This window comes from Streptomyces sp. NPDC058619 (assembly GCF_042717785.1).
Taxonomy (GTDB): domain Bacteria; phylum Actinomycetota; class Actinomycetes; order Streptomycetales; family Streptomycetaceae; genus Streptomyces.
Genome location: NZ_JBHXQN010000016.1, coordinates 137,270 through 153,598, shown reverse-complemented (window position 1 = coordinate 153,598; position 16,329 = coordinate 137,270). Strand labels below are relative to the sequence as shown.

The 16,329-nt window shown below is 70.2% G+C and carries 15 protein-coding genes and 1 pseudogene; 11 read left to right on the top strand and 5 right to left on the bottom strand.

What is annotated here, in order from left to right; all coding sequences use genetic code 11:
* Nucleotides 1-69 precede the first annotated feature (69 nt).
* From ACFWTC_RS18430 to ACFWTC_RS18420, 3 genes are all read left to right on the top strand, one after another.
* Nucleotides 70-2,052 carry an amino acid transporter gene (locus tag ACFWTC_RS18430; protein ID WP_383928356.1) on the top strand — a complete coding sequence of 661 codons (1,983 nt, stop codon included), beginning with the start codon at nt 70-72 and terminating at the stop codon, nt 2,050-2,052.
* Nucleotides 2,053-2,285: 233 nt separating this feature from the next.
* Complete coding sequence (locus ACFWTC_RS18425) at nt 2,286-2,441, top strand: DUF6131 family protein (RefSeq protein ID WP_383928358.1); 156 nt, start codon at nt 2,286-2,288, stop codon at nt 2,439-2,441.
* A gap of 266 nt (nt 2,442-2,707) precedes the next feature.
* Nucleotides 2,708-3,097 (top strand): hypothetical protein, encoded by a 390-nt coding sequence (locus ACFWTC_RS18420; RefSeq protein ID WP_383928361.1) that lies wholly within the window; start codon nt 2,708-2,710, stop codon nt 3,095-3,097.
* A gap of 195 nt (nt 3,098-3,292) precedes the next feature.
* Here the strand turns inward: ACFWTC_RS18420 and ACFWTC_RS18415 are convergent, their stop codons facing one another.
* Nucleotides 3,293-3,829: an HPP family protein gene (locus tag ACFWTC_RS18415; protein ID WP_383928363.1), complete on the bottom strand. Its 537-nt coding sequence runs from the start codon at nt 3,827-3,829 to the stop codon at nt 3,293-3,295.
* Between the two features lie 260 nt (nt 3,830-4,089).
* Complete coding sequence (locus ACFWTC_RS18410; RefSeq protein ID WP_383928366.1) at nt 4,090-4,662, bottom strand: CGNR zinc finger domain-containing protein; 573 nt, start codon at nt 4,660-4,662, stop codon at nt 4,090-4,092.
* Nucleotides 4,663-4,814: 152 nt separating this feature from the next.
* Between ACFWTC_RS18410 and ACFWTC_RS18405 the strand changes: the two genes are divergently transcribed.
* The 4 genes from ACFWTC_RS18405 to ACFWTC_RS18390 all read left to right on the top strand — a co-directional run bounded on the left by ACFWTC_RS18405 (nt 4,815) and on the right by ACFWTC_RS18390 (nt 8,960).
* Nucleotides 4,815-5,270, top strand: coding sequence for a VOC family protein (locus tag ACFWTC_RS18405; protein WP_383928368.1), 456 nt, complete (start codon nt 4,815-4,817; stop codon nt 5,268-5,270).
* Nucleotides 5,271-5,363: 93 nt separating this feature from the next.
* Nucleotides 5,364-6,320, top strand: coding sequence for a pyridoxamine 5'-phosphate oxidase family protein (locus ACFWTC_RS18400; RefSeq protein ID WP_384028649.1), 957 nt, complete (start codon nt 5,364-5,366; stop codon nt 6,318-6,320).
* Nucleotides 6,230-7,585 carry an NAD(P)/FAD-dependent oxidoreductase gene (locus ACFWTC_RS18395; RefSeq protein WP_384074254.1) on the top strand — a complete coding sequence of 452 codons (1,356 nt, stop codon included), beginning with the start codon at nt 6,230-6,232 and terminating at the stop codon, nt 7,583-7,585. Before ACFWTC_RS18400 ends, ACFWTC_RS18395 begins: the two co-directional genes overlap by 91 nt.
* A gap of 37 nt (nt 7,586-7,622) precedes the next feature.
* The gene (locus ACFWTC_RS18390) at nt 7,623-8,960 is read left to right on the top strand and encodes a protein kinase (protein ID WP_383928373.1); all 1,338 of its coding nucleotides are present in this window, start codon (nt 7,623-7,625) and stop codon (nt 8,958-8,960) included.
* Nucleotides 8,961-9,058: 98 nt separating this feature from the next.
* On the opposite strand, the gene ACFWTC_RS18385 is transcribed toward ACFWTC_RS18390, so the two are convergent.
* Both ACFWTC_RS18385 and ACFWTC_RS18380 read right to left on the bottom strand, forming a co-directional pair.
* Nucleotides 9,059-9,553: a GNAT family N-acetyltransferase gene (locus ACFWTC_RS18385; protein WP_384028651.1), complete on the bottom strand. Its 495-nt coding sequence runs from the start codon at nt 9,551-9,553 to the stop codon at nt 9,059-9,061.
* Nucleotides 9,550-9,915 (bottom strand): ArsR/SmtB family transcription factor, encoded by a 366-nt coding sequence (locus ACFWTC_RS18380; protein ID WP_384028653.1) that lies wholly within the window; start codon nt 9,913-9,915, stop codon nt 9,550-9,552. The genes ACFWTC_RS18385 and ACFWTC_RS18380 overlap by 4 nt, the downstream gene beginning before the upstream one ends.
* A gap of 115 nt (nt 9,916-10,030) precedes the next feature.
* Here ACFWTC_RS18380 and ACFWTC_RS18375 point away from each other — a divergent pair, with 115 nt between their 5' ends.
* Together ACFWTC_RS18375 and ACFWTC_RS18370 are read left to right on the top strand one after the other, a co-directional pair.
* A complete protein-coding gene (locus ACFWTC_RS18375; RefSeq protein WP_384028655.1) occupies nt 10,031-11,395 on the top strand; it encodes an NAD(P)-binding domain-containing protein in 1,365 nt (454 codons plus the stop codon).
* 271 nt (nt 11,396-11,666) lie between these two features.
* Nucleotides 11,667-11,999, top strand: a pseudogene (locus ACFWTC_RS18370) (amino acid permease); the annotation flags it as partial.
* Nucleotides 12,000-12,637: 638 nt separating this feature from the next.
* On the opposite strand, the gene ACFWTC_RS18365 reads toward ACFWTC_RS18370, so the two are convergent.
* The gene (locus tag ACFWTC_RS18365; protein WP_383928386.1) at nt 12,638-14,071 is read right to left on the bottom strand and encodes a pre-peptidase C-terminal domain-containing protein; all 1,434 of its coding nucleotides are present in this window, start codon (nt 14,069-14,071) and stop codon (nt 12,638-12,640) included.
* A gap of 342 nt (nt 14,072-14,413) precedes the next feature.
* Between ACFWTC_RS18365 and ACFWTC_RS18360 the strand changes: the two genes are divergently transcribed.
* Both ACFWTC_RS18360 and ACFWTC_RS18355 read left to right on the top strand, forming a co-directional pair.
* Nucleotides 14,414-15,364, top strand: a complete 951-nt coding sequence (locus ACFWTC_RS18360) for an ABC transporter substrate-binding protein (RefSeq protein ID WP_384028657.1) — start codon at nt 14,414-14,416, stop codon at nt 15,362-15,364.
* Nucleotides 15,365-15,366: 2 nt separating this feature from the next.
* A complete protein-coding gene (locus ACFWTC_RS18355) occupies nt 15,367-16,323 on the top strand; it encodes an amino acid ABC transporter permease (RefSeq protein WP_383928392.1) in 957 nt (318 codons plus the stop codon).
* The last annotated feature ends 6 nt before the right edge of the window (nt 16,324-16,329 follow it).

Sequence of the window (16,329 nt, the reverse complement as noted above, 5' to 3'; positions counted from 1 at the left end):
TCGCATTGCCCCGAGGTACTGGGCGTCGTGCACATACGTCAGACGTTCCGGGAAGAGTTGATGAGGGATATGAGCGCAACAAGCGAGCCGGCGATGCCGGAGGTGGTGGACAGCCCCGCGCTGCGGGCGCAGCCCACGGGCAAGGTGGCGACATGGATGCTGCGCCACCGGGTGCAGCCGGTGGGCCCGGCTGCGGGTGAGGCGCATGCCGAGCCGCACGCGTGGTGGAAGGTGATGTGCCTGACCGGGGTGGACTACTTCTCCAGCCTGGCCTACGTGCCCGCGATCGCCGCGTTGGCCGCCGGCGCGGTCTCCCCTCTGGCAACGCTGCTGATCGTGGCGCTGACGTTGCTGGGGATGCTGCCCATGTACCGACGGGTGGCGAAGGAGAGTCCGCACGGTGCCGGTTCGGTGGCGATGCTGGAGGACCTGCTGCCGTTCTGGTGGGGCAAGCTGTTCGTGCTGGTCCTCCTCGGCTTCGTCGCCACCTCGTGGATCATCACCATCACGCTGTCGACGGCGGACGCCTCCGTCCACGTGGTGGAGAACCCCTTCTTTCCCGCGGTCCTCCACGGCCACGAGGTCGCCCTGACCGTGGCGCTGCTCCTGGTCCTGGGCGGGGTGTTCCTGCTGGGGTTCAGCGAAGCCGTCAGCGTGGCCATCCCGCTGGTCGCGGTCTTTCTCGTATTGAACGCCGTCGTCATCGGCGTCGGCCTGGTCCACGTCTTCACGACCCCCGGCGCGTGGTCGGCGTGGACGGACGCCCTCGTCGGGGGCGGAGGCGGCTTCGGCGACCTCATGGGCCCGGCGCTCTTGGCGTTCCCCCTGCTGGTGCTGGGCCTGTCGGGCTTCGAGACCGGCGTGAGCATGATGCCGCTCATCGCCGCCGAAGGTGAAGACCCTGAGCAGCGGCTGCGTTCGCGGATCCGCAACGCCCGCCTGCTGTTGACCACCGCCGCCCTGATCATGAGCGTCTACCTGCTGTCGGCGAGCTTCGTCACCACCCTCCTCATCCCGCACGAGGAATTCGAACCCGGCGGTGCGGCCAACGGCCGCGCGCTCGCGTACCTGGCGCACGAGCACGTAGGGGAGGCGTTCGGCACCGTTTACGACGTCAGCACCATCCTCATCCTCTGGTTCGCCGGCGCCTCCGCCATGGCCGGGCTGGTCAACATCGTCCCCCGCTACCTGCCCGACTACGGCATGGCCCCCGAGTGGGGACGCGCCGTCCGCCCCGTCGTGATCGTCTACACCGCCCTGTGCATCCTGATCACCATCGCCTTCAACGCCGACGTCGACGAACAGGCCGGCGCCTACGCCACCGGCATCCTGGCCATGATGGTCTCCGGCGCCTTCGCCGTCACCGTCTCCGTCGCACGCCACCGCCGCCGCACACCCACCATCGGCTTCGCCCTGCTCACCGCGGTCCTGCTCTACGCCCTGGTCGCCAACATCATCGACAAGCCCGACGGCATCGTCATCTCCGCCTTCTTCATCGCCGGAATCATCATCGTGTCGCTGATCTCCCGCGTCTCACGCACCACCGAACTGCGCGCCGACCGCATCGTCTTCGACGACAACGCACGCCGGTTCATCGACGACACCCTCGCCCACGACGGCGGCATCAACATCATCGCCAACCGCCGTCAAGCGGGCGACGTCGACGAATACAGCGCCAAGGAACGAGAGCAGCGCGGCGTCAACCCGGTGCCCGGAACCGCCGACGTGCTGTTTCTGGAAATCGATGTCGTCGACCCCTCCGACTTCAGCGACACCCTCACCGTCCACGGCATCGAAGTCGACGGCCACCGCATCCTGCGTGCCGATGCCCCGGCCGCACCGAACGCCATCGCCGCGATCCTGCTGGCCCTGCGCAACGCCACCGGGGTCCAGCCGCACTGCTACTTCGCCTGGGCCGAGGGCAGCCCCCTGGTCCACATGGTCCGCTACTTCCTCCTCGGCCGCGGCGACACCGCACCCGTCACGCGCGAGATCATCCGCAGCCACGAACCCGACCCCGACCGACGCCCCGGTATCCACGTCGGCGGCTGAGACGGCGCCGGACCGGGGAGACCCCGCAGGGAGGCAGGCCGCCCCCGGCACCGGAAGCCGGTGCCGGGCGGTGCCTGGACAGACCGCGGGGACAAGGCTGCGGTAGTGATCAGGCCGAGAGGGCCGAGGACGAGAATCGTGAACATCGCTTCTACGATCCGCGCCTGTGCAGGTGCCTGATGCGGTTAGCGCCTACCCTGGTTATGAACCGTCAAGAGAATTTGGAGGACACCATGATCGTCCTCGGCGTAATTCTGCTCGTCATCGGTTTCGTGACGGGAATTTCGATCCTGTGGACCATCGGGATCATTCTGCTGATCATAGGAATCATCCTCTGGATCCTCGGAGCGGTCGGTCACGCAGTCGGGGGACGGAAGCACTACTGGTGACCGGCACGCGACCGGCATCGTGACAACGTCGTCTCGCGTAAGTGCCACTGTGGCTCGCAGGGCGAATGGCGCGATGCCGCCGCCGATGGCGCGACCGTGACGTTCTGAGTGGAGCGATCCGAGCGAGCACGTCCAGACCTCAGTCGTCCAGACCTCAGCCGTATGACGCGCCCGCTCGGACAAACGGTGGGACCATTGGCCTTACAGCAGCAATGGCGCGAAGGAACCGTGCGCCCCTCCCTATTCGGACAGAGGCAGGCCAGGCCATGAGTAAGCAGCCGAAGCCGTCCCAGCCCACCCACGGTAAGGGCCCGAGCCCTCACCAGGGCACCAAGCAGCACGGCTGGTCGCCGGATGTGGACGAGACCACTCAGCAGGACAATCCGAGTGCCCACCGTTCTTTCCACCCGGACACGTACGCGCCAGCCAAGGGCCCCGGCCGGAAGGTCTCCAAGGAAGAAGCCGGTAATCCTCACGGCGAGCCCGTGAAGAGCCACGGCACACGAGGCGAGGAGCAGAACAAGGGCTCCGAAGAGACGGGAATGCATGACACCGGCCCACGAGGCCGATCCCAGCGCCCCAGTGGAACAAAAGATGCTTCTGCCACCACGGGTGTGGACCCCCAGGACCCGCCCGGCAAGCGCAGCGGCGGGTAAGGCGGAGGGCGGTATGGGAAGCCTTATCGGTGCGCCGCCGCCTTCGCGGCGGCGCACCGTGAACACCGCCTCGTGCGCGACCTGCCGAAGCGGACTGCAGTCACCGCAGTCGTGGGGCCGTGTTCCGCCGCTCTAGGTGAAACCGGACTTGCGCGGGCGGCGCGAAGAGGAGCTTCGCGCATCGGCTGATTCGAGTCACCACCAGTAGGTGGGGTAGCGGGGGGTCTTGCCGCTGCGGCCTGCCAGGATTCCCACGCCGACCAGGACCAGGGTCGCGAGCAGCAGCAAGAGCAAGAAAGTGGCGGCCGCCGGCTGGGCGAGGACGACGATGACCGACGTCGCGGCGGCGGGGGAGTGCGGCGTCCGAGCCAGAGCCATCGCGCCGATCGCGAGGCCGCCGGCGACGGCGGCGCTCCAAAGGGAACGTCCGGCGACCGTGAGGACGAGGAAGCCGACGACGGCGGAGACCAGCTGTCCTCCGACGACGCTGCGGGGCTGCGCCAGCGGGAGTGCCGGGGCGGCGAAGACGAGTGCGGCGCTCGCGGCGAGCGGCGGAATGAGCACGGCCTGGTCGAGCGCGTAGCCGATGGCCACGAGCAGGAGCAGGGAGGCGACCCCTGCCAGGGTCGCCACCGAGATCGCTGCACCCGCGGCGCGTGCCGGGGCCTTGCCCGCGAGCACGGTGGCCAGGCTGCGCGGGGCCGCGGCTTCGGATACGGGGGTGTCGGACATGCTGTCCCTTCCGCGGAGTCCAGACGAAGGTTGAAACGAAGGGTCGGCCGCCAGCGGACTGTTCCCGCTGACGGGCGGGCCGTTGACCCGTTCCCTTCCTGCCTCGGACGACCTCGGGCAAGGTCCGCCGAGCGCTGCGCGACCGGGCACCCGGGACCGCTGCGGCACGGAGTACCGGATCGATGATCGGGGTCCCTCGGCGCGAAGGCCCGGGGCGCGAGCCCGGGCCCCGGGCCGTCCGCGGTTCCGTTCCCGCACCGTCAGCCGGGGTTGTGGCGTGCGTAGTGCCGGTTGGCCTTGGCCCGGTTGCCGCAGCCGGCCATGGAGCACCAGCGACGGGTGCCGTTCTTGGAGACGTCGTAGAAGTGCAGGACGCACTCCGGGTTCGCGCACGGGCGGATCCGTTCGGGCCGCTCGCCGAGCAAGTGCAGGAAGTTCTCGGCGACTGTCCAGGCCGCCAGCCACGACGGCGGGTCCACCTCGACGGCGTTACCCGCTCCGTCGGGCAGGAGCAGCCGGCGGACGCGACCGTGCGCCAGTACGGCATTCAGCGCGCCGATCGTGGCCTCGTCCCAGGGCCTGGGGGCGCCGACGAGGCCGTCGAGCGCGCCGCGGACCTGGAGGAGCGCGTCCAGCGTCCGGCGGTCGGCCACTGCCCGCCGGTCGCCGAGCTCTTGGCGGACGAACGGACCGGCGAGCCAGATGCCCAGTCCTTCGACGGATTCCAGCAGATCGTGTCGACCGTCGCTGTCGATCCAGCGGGTGTTGAGCAGATCGATGGAGAGCGGTTCGCCGGTCAGTGGCCGGGGGTCCGGCTCCGTGGGTGGCAGCACAGGGGGCTCCTTCCTTCTCTGGGGGGACGCCCGACCAACCTTAACCGGTCATCCGAAGATCAAGGGTTGACGGTCCCCAAATCTAACCGTTAAAGTATGTCTCAGTGGTTGAAAGAGTGCCTCGAAACCCCGACCGAAAGCAGTGATCGACCATGGGCAAGGCAAAGACCCTGCAGACCGGGCACGTCGGCCTGAACATCACCGACATGGACCGCTCCCTGGCCTTCTACCGGGCGGTCTTCGACTTCGACGTGCTGGCGGAGGGCGAGGAGGAGGACCGGCGCTGGGCATTCCTCGGCCGCGACGGCCAGATGCACGTCACCCTCTGGCAGCAGAGCGCGGGCACGTTCGGCACGGACCTGCCGGGCCTGCACCACCTCTCCTTCCAGGTGGACACGATCGGCGAGGTCCGTGCCACCGAAGAGGTCCTGCGCGGCCTGAACGCCGAGTTCAACTACGCCGGCGTCGTCCCGCACGGTGAGAACGGCGCCTCCGGCGGCATCTTCTTCACCGACCCCGACGGCATCCGCCTCGAGATCTACGCCCCCACCGGGGCCAACCCGGCCGACGCCCCCACCCAGGGTGCGCCCACCTGCGGCTTCTTCTAGACGCGAGCCGCCAGCAGCACCTCACGGTGCGATCGGGGGCCGGGCCCCGGCGGGCCCGCGTTTCCCGGTCGCGGCGCAACGAAAGGAACAGCCGTGGCAACCGGCTACCACCCCGGCGAACTGCTGGTGCAACACCGAGCGGACCTCACCGGCGAGGCGAACTCCTCCCTGGGCGCCATCGGCGAGTCCGTTCCCGCCGTAGCGGCGGACTTCTTCGCCGAGCAACCGATGATCATCCTCGGCGGCACGGACCGCGCGGGCCGCGTCTGGGCCACCCAGCTGACCGGAACCCCCGGCTTCCTGCGGTCGCCCGACCCCCGCACCCTCATCATCGATGCGCTCCCCCTTCCCGAGGATCCCCTCGCGGACCTGCTCGGCCCGGCCGACGCACCCGCCGGGACCGCGGACGCGGAACGGCCCGCCCGGCTGGGCATGATCGCCATCGAACCCGCCACCCGGCGTCGCATGCGCCTCAACGGCAGGGCGTTCCCGGGCGTCGGCGGGTTGCACGTCGCGCTCGACCAGGTCATCGCCAACTGCCCCAAGTACCTCCAGAAGCGGGACTTCCGGATCCTGCGGGCTGCCGACGCCCAGGCGCAGGCGGCGGCCCGCACGGTCACCTCCGGCTCCGCGCTCAGCGCGGCCCAGCAGCGGACCGTGCGCGAAGCCGACACCTTCTTCGTCGCCACTGCCTCTGACAGCGGCGATGCCGACGCAAGCCACCGCGGCGGAAACCCCGGCTTCGTCCAGGTGCTGTCCCCGACGCGGCTGCGCTGGCCCGACTACATCGGCAATGCCATGTTCCTGACACTCGGCAACCTGGCCCTCAATCCGGCCGCCGGCATCCTCTTCCCGAACTGGAGAACGGGCTCGGTCCTCCACCTCTCCGGCACCGCGCACACCGTGTGGGACGAGGAGGAACGGTCCCGCGTTCCCGGAGCGCAGCGCCTCGTGGAGTTCTGCGTCACGGACGTACGGGAGATCTCCGCCGTCTCGCCCCTGCGCTGGAGCGACCCCGGATACTCCCGCTTCAACCCCCCGGTCGGCTGAGACCACCTTTCCCACCGGCCCGGCACCAGGGCCGGTCCTCGCCCCCAACGGAGCCACTGCGCACCGCCGGCTTCGCTGGCTCCCTGGCCATCGTCGGCGACGAACCGTACCTGCCGTACGACCGGCCACCGCTGTCCAAGGACGTCCTGACGGCCCAGAACCCCACGCAGCTCACCGCACTGCCCCTGCCCGACGGGCTCGACGCCCGTTGGCAGCTCGGCCGGCCCGCTGTCCGGCTCGAACCGCGCGCCCGTACGGTCACCCTCGCCGACGGCACCCGGCTCCCGTACGACGCAGTGGTCATCGCCACCGGCTCCGCCGCCCGCACCTGGCCCGCCCGCCGGCCCCCGCTGCCCCGCGGTGTCCTCACCCTGCGAGGATGGCAGGACGCGATCGCGCTGCGGGCCGAACTCGCGCCGGGACGGAGGCTCGCCGTGATCGGCGCCGGCTTCCTCGGCGGCGAGATCGCCGCCGCGGCCCGCGCACGCGGCGTGAACGTCACGCTCATCGAGTCGGCCGGGCAGCCTGTGGAACGCGCCGTCGGAACGGTCGCCGGCCGGTTCGTCGCCACGATGCACCGAGAAGCCGGCATCGACCTGCGGACTCACACCACGGTCAGGGGTTTCCTTGCCACCGACGACGGCCGTATCACCGGAGTCCGCCTCTCCGACCACAGCGAACTGCCCGTGGACGCGGCAGTCCTGTCCCTCGGCGCCGTGCCCGCCACCGAATGGCTCGCGGACTCCGGCCTCGCCCTCGAAGGCGGGGTGCGCTGCGATGCGTACCTGCGGGCCCTGCTCCCCGACGGAACGGCAGTGCCCGGTGCCGTCGCGGCCGGTGACGTCACGCGCGTGCCGCACCCGCTGGCCGGCGGCGCACCGGTCACTCTGGGTCACTGGACCCATGCCGTGGAGCAGGCGGCCTCGGCCGCCCACACCCTGCTGCACCCGGACGAGCCCGAGCCGTTCAGCGCAATCCCGTCCTTCTGGTCGGACCTGCACGGCGCCCGAATCCGCTCGGTCGGCCTGCCCGGACTCGCCGATGAGACGCGGATCGCCGAGCACGAACTCGTGGGAGAGCGCAGCCTCGAGGTCAGTTACCACAAGGAAGGGCATCTGATAGGCGCTCTGACCATCGGCAGGACCCGCAGGCTGGCCGCCTACCAGCGCGACCTCCAAGCCTTCCGAGTCGCGACGTCCTGCGGTACCCCGGCATCAGCCCCTGGATCCCCAAGACCGCTGCATGGCACGACCCCTGAAGGGTAGGCGCGCGCCATCGCCCGCTAGCGGAGGAGGACCCCGTATGACGGCCAGGTCCGTCCCAGAGCACGGAGCACTGCCCCAACACGATGTCCTGCTGGGCGGTCGCTACCAGCTCCAGCGGCCCATAGGGTCCGGAGGTACGGCCGATGTCTACTGCGGTGTCGACCAGGTCCTGGGCCGCGAGGTGGCCGTCAAAGTGTTCCGCTCGGGTACGGACACGGTCACTGTCGATCGCTTCTGCGACGAAGCACGCACGCTGGCCCGCATGTCCCACCGCGCCCTCGTCACCGTTTACGATGCCGGACGTCACGAGCGCGGCGCCTTCATGGTCACGGAGCTGATCCGCGGTGTCACCTTGCGCGCCCGGATGGACGCCGGCCCCCTGAGCCCCGTTCACGTCGCGCGGATCGGGTCCGACATCTCGTCAGCCCTGGACCACGTGCACGCCCACGGCGTAATTCACCACGACGTGAAACCCTCCAACATCCTGCTGGGGGAGGAAGGGGCGCCGCACCTGGCCGACTTCGGGCTTTCCAGGACCGTACACGACCACTCCCACGGCGCACCCGACACCCTGGTCGGCACCCTCGCCTACATGGCCCCCGAGCAGTTCCTCGGGCAAGGCGCGAGCGCGGCCAGCGACATATACGCCATGGGCGTGACTCTGCTCGAAGCGCTCACGGGCCACCGCGAGTATCAGGGAACTCCCGTGGAGATCGGCACCGCCCACCTCCTGCGTCAGCCCCGGATACCCGAAGGGTTGCCGGACGACCTGGCCCGCCTGTTGAAGGCGATGACCGACCAGGCCCCTCAGGCTCGCCCCGACGCTGCCGCTGTTCACCAGCGCCTGCAGGACATTGCACAGCCGTCGCGGCCCCGCACCGCGGGGGGCGCGTCGCCCACCAGCGCCTCCACCCGTCAATTCGCTCCGTCACCGCTCGCCGCTCATGCCGCACCTACGCCCGCACCACTGCGGGGCAGGGCGGCCACCCGGCGACATGCAGTGGGTTTGGGCCTCGCGGCGGCGATTGTCGCGGGCAGCTGCGCCTGGGCATTTGGCGGCATCCCGGCCGGGGAGAACACACCGACCACCGCCCCCTCGCGCGATGAACCGTCGGCGCCGAGGAACACCGAGGCGGCAGGCCCCGTAGGGTCTCAGCCGGCGGTGCAGGTGCCGCCGCTTCCCGCTGCCTCGGAGTCAACTCCGCAGCCGCCACACGCGGCACCGACCACCCCACGGGAACTCCAAGCGTCTACCAGCCCGACGGGCTCGTACGCCTCACCGTCCGTCACCGACGGCCCGGCGAAGGCGTCGGGGGTAGCGAAGACGAAGGAGAATCCGGGGAAGGCCAAGGGGAAGAGGGACAGGGGACGGTGACCGAACCGTCGCTCAGAGGGAGCGGTCGATCGGTCACGAGCAGCCGAGCGATGCGGTGTCGGCCTGCTGGGCCGCCTCGCGGTGCTGGATCCACCGGTTCACGAGAGGAGGGGGCTGCGCCGCTCCAGCAGTACGACATCGCGCCAGACGCCGTGGTGGCGGCCGATGCGCTCGCGGGTGCCGATGATCCGGAAGCCTGCCCGCTTGTGGACGGCGAGGCTGGCGGCGTTCTCGGGGAAGATCCCGGACTGGATGGTCCAGATCCCTGCCGTCTCGGTCGACTCCACGAGCGCGGCGAGGAGACGTCCGGCGACGCCGCGGCCGCGGGCGGCGGGGTGGACGTAGACGGAGTGTTCGACGACGCCCGCGTACGCGCTGCGGTCCGACACCCGGGTCGCGGCCACCCAGCCGAGCAGCTTGCCGTCGGCGTCGAGTGCGGCGAAGCGGTGGCCGGGCAGCTTCGCCGCGTCGAACTGCGTCCAGGTCGGGGCGGTGGTCTCGAAGGTGGCGTTGCCCTCGTCGATCCCGGCCTGGTAGATGGTCAGGGTCTGGTCCGCGTGCGCGCCGGTGAGCGGGGTGACGCTGAGGGTCACGCGGCGGCCGCGCGGGTGAGGAGCCGGCCCATCGCGGCCAGGACCGAGGGCTCGACCCGGTAGTAGACCCAGGTGCCGCGCCGCTCGGAGGAGAGCAGGCCGGCCTCCCGGAGCTTCTTCAGGTGGTGGGAGACCGTGGGCTGGGATACGCCGACGTCGGAGATGTCGCACACGCACGCCTCGCCGCCCTCGTGTGAGGCGACGGCCGAGAACAGGCGCAGGCGCACCGGGTCGCCGAGCGCCTTGAACATGACGGCGGTCCGCTCGGCCTCCCCGGCCGTCAGCGGGCGCTCGGACAGGGGCGGGCAGCACGGGGCCACGGCCTCGGGCTCCATCAGCGGCAACACCTTCGCAGTGGACATGCCCCCATCATCCTTCCCGCTTCGATGCTTGTCTATGTTGACGGGAGTCGATGTATGGTGCGACCCTGGAGCCGTCAGGATATCGACAGATGTCGAATTAACTGGGGAGCCCGTCGTGAACGCCACCAACGAAGCCCTGCCCGTCCTCGTGATCGGCGCGGGTCCGATCGGCCTGGCCGCCGCCGCGCACCTCGCCGAGCGCGGCATCGAGCCCCTCGTCCTGGAAACCGGCCCCGCGGCCGCGGGCGCCGTACGGGAGTGGGCCCACGTCCGCCTCTTCTCCACCTGGTCCGAGCTCGTCGACCCCGCTGCCGAGAAGCTCCTCGCCCCCACCGCCTGGGTTCGCCCCGACGGCGCGGCCTACCCCTCGGGCGGCGCCTGGGCCGAGCTCTACCTCCAGCCCCTCGCCGACGCCCTGGGAGACAGGGTCCGCTACGACAGCACGGTCACCGGCGTATCCCGCTCCGGCCGCGACCGCGTCGTGGACGCCGACCGGGACCGGCAGCCCTTCGTCGTCCACTACACCGACAAGGCCGGCACCGAGCAGCGGATCCTCGCCCGCGCCGTCATCGACGCCTCCGGCACCTGGTCCACCCCCGGTCCCGCCGGCGCCAACGGCCTGCCCGCCCTCGGCGAGAAGTCCGCGGCCGACCGGATCTCCTACCGGATCCCGGACCTCAAGGACCCCGCGATTCGGGCCCGGTACGCGGGCAAGCGCACCGCCGTCATCGGCTCCGGCGCCTCCGCCTTCACCGCTCTTGCCTACCTCGCCGACCTCGCCCCGTCCGATGACGGCAGCGGCACCCACACCACCTGGATCCTGCGCCGTGGCATCTCCGGCTCCACCTTCGGCGGCGGCAGCGCCGACCAGCTCCCCGCCCGCGGCGCCCTCGGCCTCGCCGCCAAAGCCGCCGTCGACGGCGGATACGCGGACGCGGTCACCGGCTTCCGCACCGACACCATCGAGCGCGACGGTGACGGCCGCCTGGTCCTGGTCGGCGAGGACTGCCGCCGCCTCGACCCGGTCGACGAAGTCATCGTCCTCACCGGCCTGCGCCCCGACCTCACCTTCCTCGACGAGCTCCGCATCGCCCTCGACGAGCGACTTCAGGCTCCGGTCGGCCTTGCGCCTCTGATCGACCCCAACCAGCACTCCTGCGGCACCGTCTACCCCCACGGCGTCAGCGAGCTCTCCCACCCGGAGAAGGACGTCTACCTCGTCGGCATGAAGTCCTACGGACGCGCCCCCACCTTCCTCGCCATGACGGGCTACGAACAGGTCCGCTCCATCGCCGCCCACCTCGCCGGCGACCACGAAGCCGCCCGGCGCGTCGAACTCACCCTCCCCGAAACCGGCGTCTGCGGCGGCGCCGGCCTCTTCGACCAGCCCGCGGATACCGAGGAGACCAGTGGCGGCTGCTGCGCCGCCCCGGCCACCCTCACCCTCGGGGCCCCCGCCGCGACATCGGGCGGCTGCTGACCGGGGTGCCACACACCATGCCGGCGTGGCCGCGACCGGGACGGGGGTCCAGTCGCGGCCACGCGCCGGCCGCCCTGCCCGCCTGTGCGCCACCCGGATCACCAGCTGCGGCATCGCCCAGGTTGGCCTCGGCATGGGGGAACTGCCGACATCCTCGACGGATCCTTGGTCCGGCCGGCCTCCAGATGCTCTCGCCCTGATGGAGCTCCTCGCCAGACACCTTTCTCCGCTACGGTGCGCCGGGTTGCGGTCCGGTGAGAAGGAGTCAGTGATGAGCACGGTGGGTGCCTCGACGGGCGCGGGCGCAGGCGCGATGAGGCGTCATGTGGGCTTGTCCGACGCGGTGTTGATCGGCTTGGGCTCTATGGTGGGAGCCGGGATTTTCGCGGTTCTCGGTCCGGCGGCCGACGCCGCCGGATCCGGGCTGCTGGTCGCGCTGGGCTTGGCCGCGGTAGTGGCCTACTGCAACGCGACGTCCTCGGCCCGTCTGGCCGCCCTGTACCCGCAGTCCGGCGGGACCTACGTCTACGGCCGCGAACGCCTGGGCGACTTCTGGGGCTACCTGGCCGGCTGGGCGCGACGGTCGGCGGGGTGCTCCAGGCTGCGGGCATGCTGAGGGACGGCCCAACCGTACGGTCCCCCTCATCGGCCTGGCCGGTTGCGTGGCCCTCGCCTTCGCTCTGCCCCCGACCACCGTCATCGCCGGCGCTGCCGCTCTCGTCCTCGGGGCTGCCGTCTACGGCCTGCGCCGGGCCAGGACCAACTGATCGTTGACTTCGAACCGGGGGACCCGGCTCGGAGTCCGCGAGAGGTCACTCCATCGGCCCCGGTCGGCTCTCCGCCGCTACGAACTCACCGGGGCGCCTGGCGGGCATCGACCGCACGTGGCCCGTCCTGGTTTCCGACGGGCGACGGCAGCGGGCTGTGACCGTGAGAAGAGGCGATCGGCCACGGCCACAGCCCGACGACAGCAGGGGGCGTGGACACCCTGCCGCCCTGACCAGGGTGCCCGCCGCGTCCCCGTTCCATGCCGTGCTGCCGAAACCGTGCTGGAATGACGACCCGATCGGCGCATCCGACGGCCCCGCGACCGGCAAGCGTCGGCAAGGGCCTCGTGCACCGTGCGTGTCACGACGGCTCTGCCCTCTCAGGGCGACGCATCGGTTTTCGTGTACGCGGGTGATGCGGGACGGGCGGGCCCGGCTGACCCGGCGCCGGGAACGGGCCGGGCCGGACCGTGTCTCAGGTCTTCGTCAGGGTGCATGTGTAGGGGGAGCTGCCGGACCCCCGGTAGGCGTCGAGCTCGACGTAGTAGGTACCGCTCCCTGCGGCGGTCCTGGTGAAGCCGAGGGACTCGTCGGTACCCACCCCGTCGTTGACGGACCGGCCGATGGTGCTGCCGCCGGAGTCGAGGAGATGGAGGTCGGCGTCGTAGGCCCCGTCGGGGATGGCGCAGTGGATGTCGACCCGCTCGCCGACTGCGAGGGCAACGCGGAAGTAGTCGCGGTCGGTGGTCGACTTCATGCTGCCGGACAGTGAGGCGGGGTAGGTCAGCGCGGTGGCGTCGTTCGCGGTCGTGCGGGTGTCGTTCGCCTCGGTCTCGGCCAGGGCGTTCGTGCCTCCGGGGGTACCGCAGGTGCTCTGGGGGCTGCCGGTGTAGAGGTTGGCGTCGGCGATGCCGTTGGTGATGCTGCGGAGGTAGTAGCCGCAGGTGGGGCGGTTCTTGAAGTCGTAGGTCTGCCCGGGGCCCAGGCGCCATATCTTGTAGTCCGAGAACGTCAGGGGCTTGCCCGCGGAGGCCTGCTCCGGCTGGTGGTCGCCCAGAACGACGTAGGCCTCCTTGCCGTAGAGGGTGGCCCGTCCGTTCTTGTCGAGGAGGAGCGAGCTGCCTTCCTCCACTCCGACACCCCAGGCCTTGACGCCGGAGGTCCGGCCGTCCTTGATCGCGCGGGCCACGAAGGCCATGGTGCGGCCCATCCGGTCGCGGGCCCTGAAGTGGGAGTCGTTGATGACGCCGCTGTAGTTCTGCCACTCGAACATGCCGGTGGTGAAGGTGGCGTAGCTGTCGTAGGGGTTCGCGAGGGCCTCGGAGCTGGTGATGCTCCCCTTGCAGGCGTCGTAGACCACCGGGCTGTTGATGTGGTGTCCGGCACTGCCACCGCCCGAGCCACCGCCCTTGGCGACGACGGACTCGACGGATGCTTCGAGGGCGCTGCCCTTCCAGGCGGCGTACCGACACTGGTCGCCGCCGGCGAAGTACACGAACTCGGCGTTGCGGACGTCGGTGTTGACCTGGCCGTTGTTCCCGTCCGAGGCGGCGGTCAGGGTCCAGCTGGTACACGAGTTGACGCCGGGCAGGGCCATGGCTGCGTCGCATTCGGGGGTCTGGCTGCCCGAACCGGGGGCGGAGCCGGCGATGACGACGACATCGAGGCTGCCGGTGCCGCCGCGGATGGCGTCGAGGGCGGCGGTCATGGATGAGGCGATGATCTTGCCGTCGCCGTTCATGGTGAAGGCGGGGCCCTGCCAGGACGTACGGCTGACGTCCGAGGAACTGCCCAGGCGGATCCGGGTGGCAGCTGCCTCGGCGGGGTCCGCCGCGGCCAGTGAACCGGCCAGGGTGAGGAGCGCGACGGCCGTGGAGGTGAACGTCGCACGCCGGAATCGGGTGCCCATGGAATCTCCGGAGGGTGAGGGGGGCCTGCGCGGGGGCAGGGCTCGGCAACGCTTCCCGGATCCGCCGTCTGTCCGCCGGATCCAGCAGCATCGATGTGGTAGCGGAACTTACAAGCCAGCATGAACATGCGGTAGATGTACGCCAAAGAACGCGCCATTCAGCCGCCGGAAGGGATCGAGCGGCAGTTGGGAGGTGCCATTTCCGCGAGCGTGCTGGCTGGATCGTGCGCGTTACCTGAATGTAACGAGCGATACATCTAGCCATAAGTGGGAGGCGTCTGTAACTTCCAGTGTGCAGCCGACGCGCACATCCCGTCGGCCCGAGACCGGAGAGGTTCGACCTTGATAAACACCCGTCTGACCCGTCACCTGCCCACAGCGCTCGCCGCCACGGCCGTGCTGGCCTCGCTCACCGCCTGTACGGACGGCGCCACCGCCTCCGCCGCAGGCAACGAGCGGCTCACCGTCGCCGGTGTGACGATCGCCGAGGACAAGGCACTGCACGATTCACTGCCCGAGGCGATCAGGAAGTCGGGCACGGTGCGGGTGGCCACCGACGTCCCCTACGCGCCCTTCGAGATGTTCGTGACCGAGGGCAAGCCCGAGCTGACCGGTCTCGACTACGACCTCGGTCAGGCGCTGGGGGCGAAGCTGGGCGTGAAGTTCGCCTTCACACCGCAGAAGTTCGACGGGATCGTGCCCGCCATCCAGGCGGGGAAGTTCGACGTGGCGATGTCGGCGATGACCGACAACAAGGAGCGGCAGGCGGTGGTGGACTTCGTCGACTACTCCGTCTCCGGATCCGGGATCATGGTGGTCAAGGGGAACCCCGAGAAGATCGCGACGCTGAACGACCTGTGCGGGAAGAAGGTCGCGGTCCAGGCGGCGACCAATCAGCTGGACCTGCTCAAGGGCCATCAGGCGGCGTGCAAGGCCGCGGGCCGGGCGGAGATCGACATCCAGACCTTCCCCAAGGACTCCGACGCCCAGCTCGCCCTGCGCTCGGACAAGGTCGTCGCCCAGGTGCAGACGAAGCCCGCCGCGGGCTGGACCTCCAAGACCGCCGACGGGGGCAACACCTTCGAGGTCGTCGACGACCCGGCGGCAGAAGGCGGCTACGGAGCCTCCCCCAACGGAATCGCCGTGTCCAAGAAGCTCCCCGAACTCAGCGACGCCCTGCAGAAGGCCCTGCAATCGCTGATCGACGACGGCACGGTCACCAAGATCTTCGACCAGTACGGCGTGGCCTCCATCGCCGTCAAGGAGGCCACCAAGAACGCGGAGGTGAACTGACCGTGGCCGCCACCACCTACGCGGGCACGGCCCGCGAAAGTCCCGCCCCCGACGACCCGCAGGTCGTACCCGTCCGCCATTACGGACGCTGGGTGGCCGCCGTGGCCGCCGTCACCGCGCTCGTCGGTGTGGCCGGCTCGCTCGCCAAGAACGACAACCTGCGCTGGGACGTCGTCGGACGCTACCTCTTCGCCGACCTCATCTTCGACGGCCTCGTCACGACCCTGTGGCTGACGGCAGCGGCGATGGCCCTTGGTCTCGGCCTGGGCACGCTCATCGCGGTCATGCGGCTCTCCGCGAGTCCCGTCCTGTACGGCTTGGCGACCCTCTTCGTATGGGTCTTCCGCGGCACGCCGCTGCTGGTCCAGATCATCTTCTGGGGCTACGCCGGAGCGCTCTACAAGTACGTCATGATCGGCGTCCCGTTCACCGACATCACCCTCCTCAGCGTCGAGACCAACGCGCTGCTCACCCCGGCCGTCGCAGCCCTGCTCGCGCTCGGACTCAACGAGGCCGCCTACGCCTCGGAGATCGTGCGCGCCGGCATCCAGTCCGTCGACCCCGGCCAGGCCGAGGCGGCCCACTCGCTCGGGATGCGTCCCGCCCTGACCACGCGCCGGATCGTTCTGCCGCAGGCCATGCGGGTCATCATCCCGCCGATGGGCAACGAGACCATCAACATGCTCAAGATGACCGCCCTCGTCTCCGTCATTTCCGCGCACGACCTGATGTCCAACATCCAGGACGTGTACGCCCAGAACTACCAGGTCATCCCCATGCTCGTCGTGGCCAGCCTCTGGTACCTGGCCCTGGTCACCCTGCTGGGCATCCCGCAGGCCTGGCTGGAGCGCAGGTACGGCCGCGGAACCGCCCGAGACGGGCACGTCTCCCCGCTGCGGCGCCTGCTCGGCGGCGCGGTGGGCCTGGTCCGTACGAACGGCAAGGAGGCCGCCCGGTGACCACTC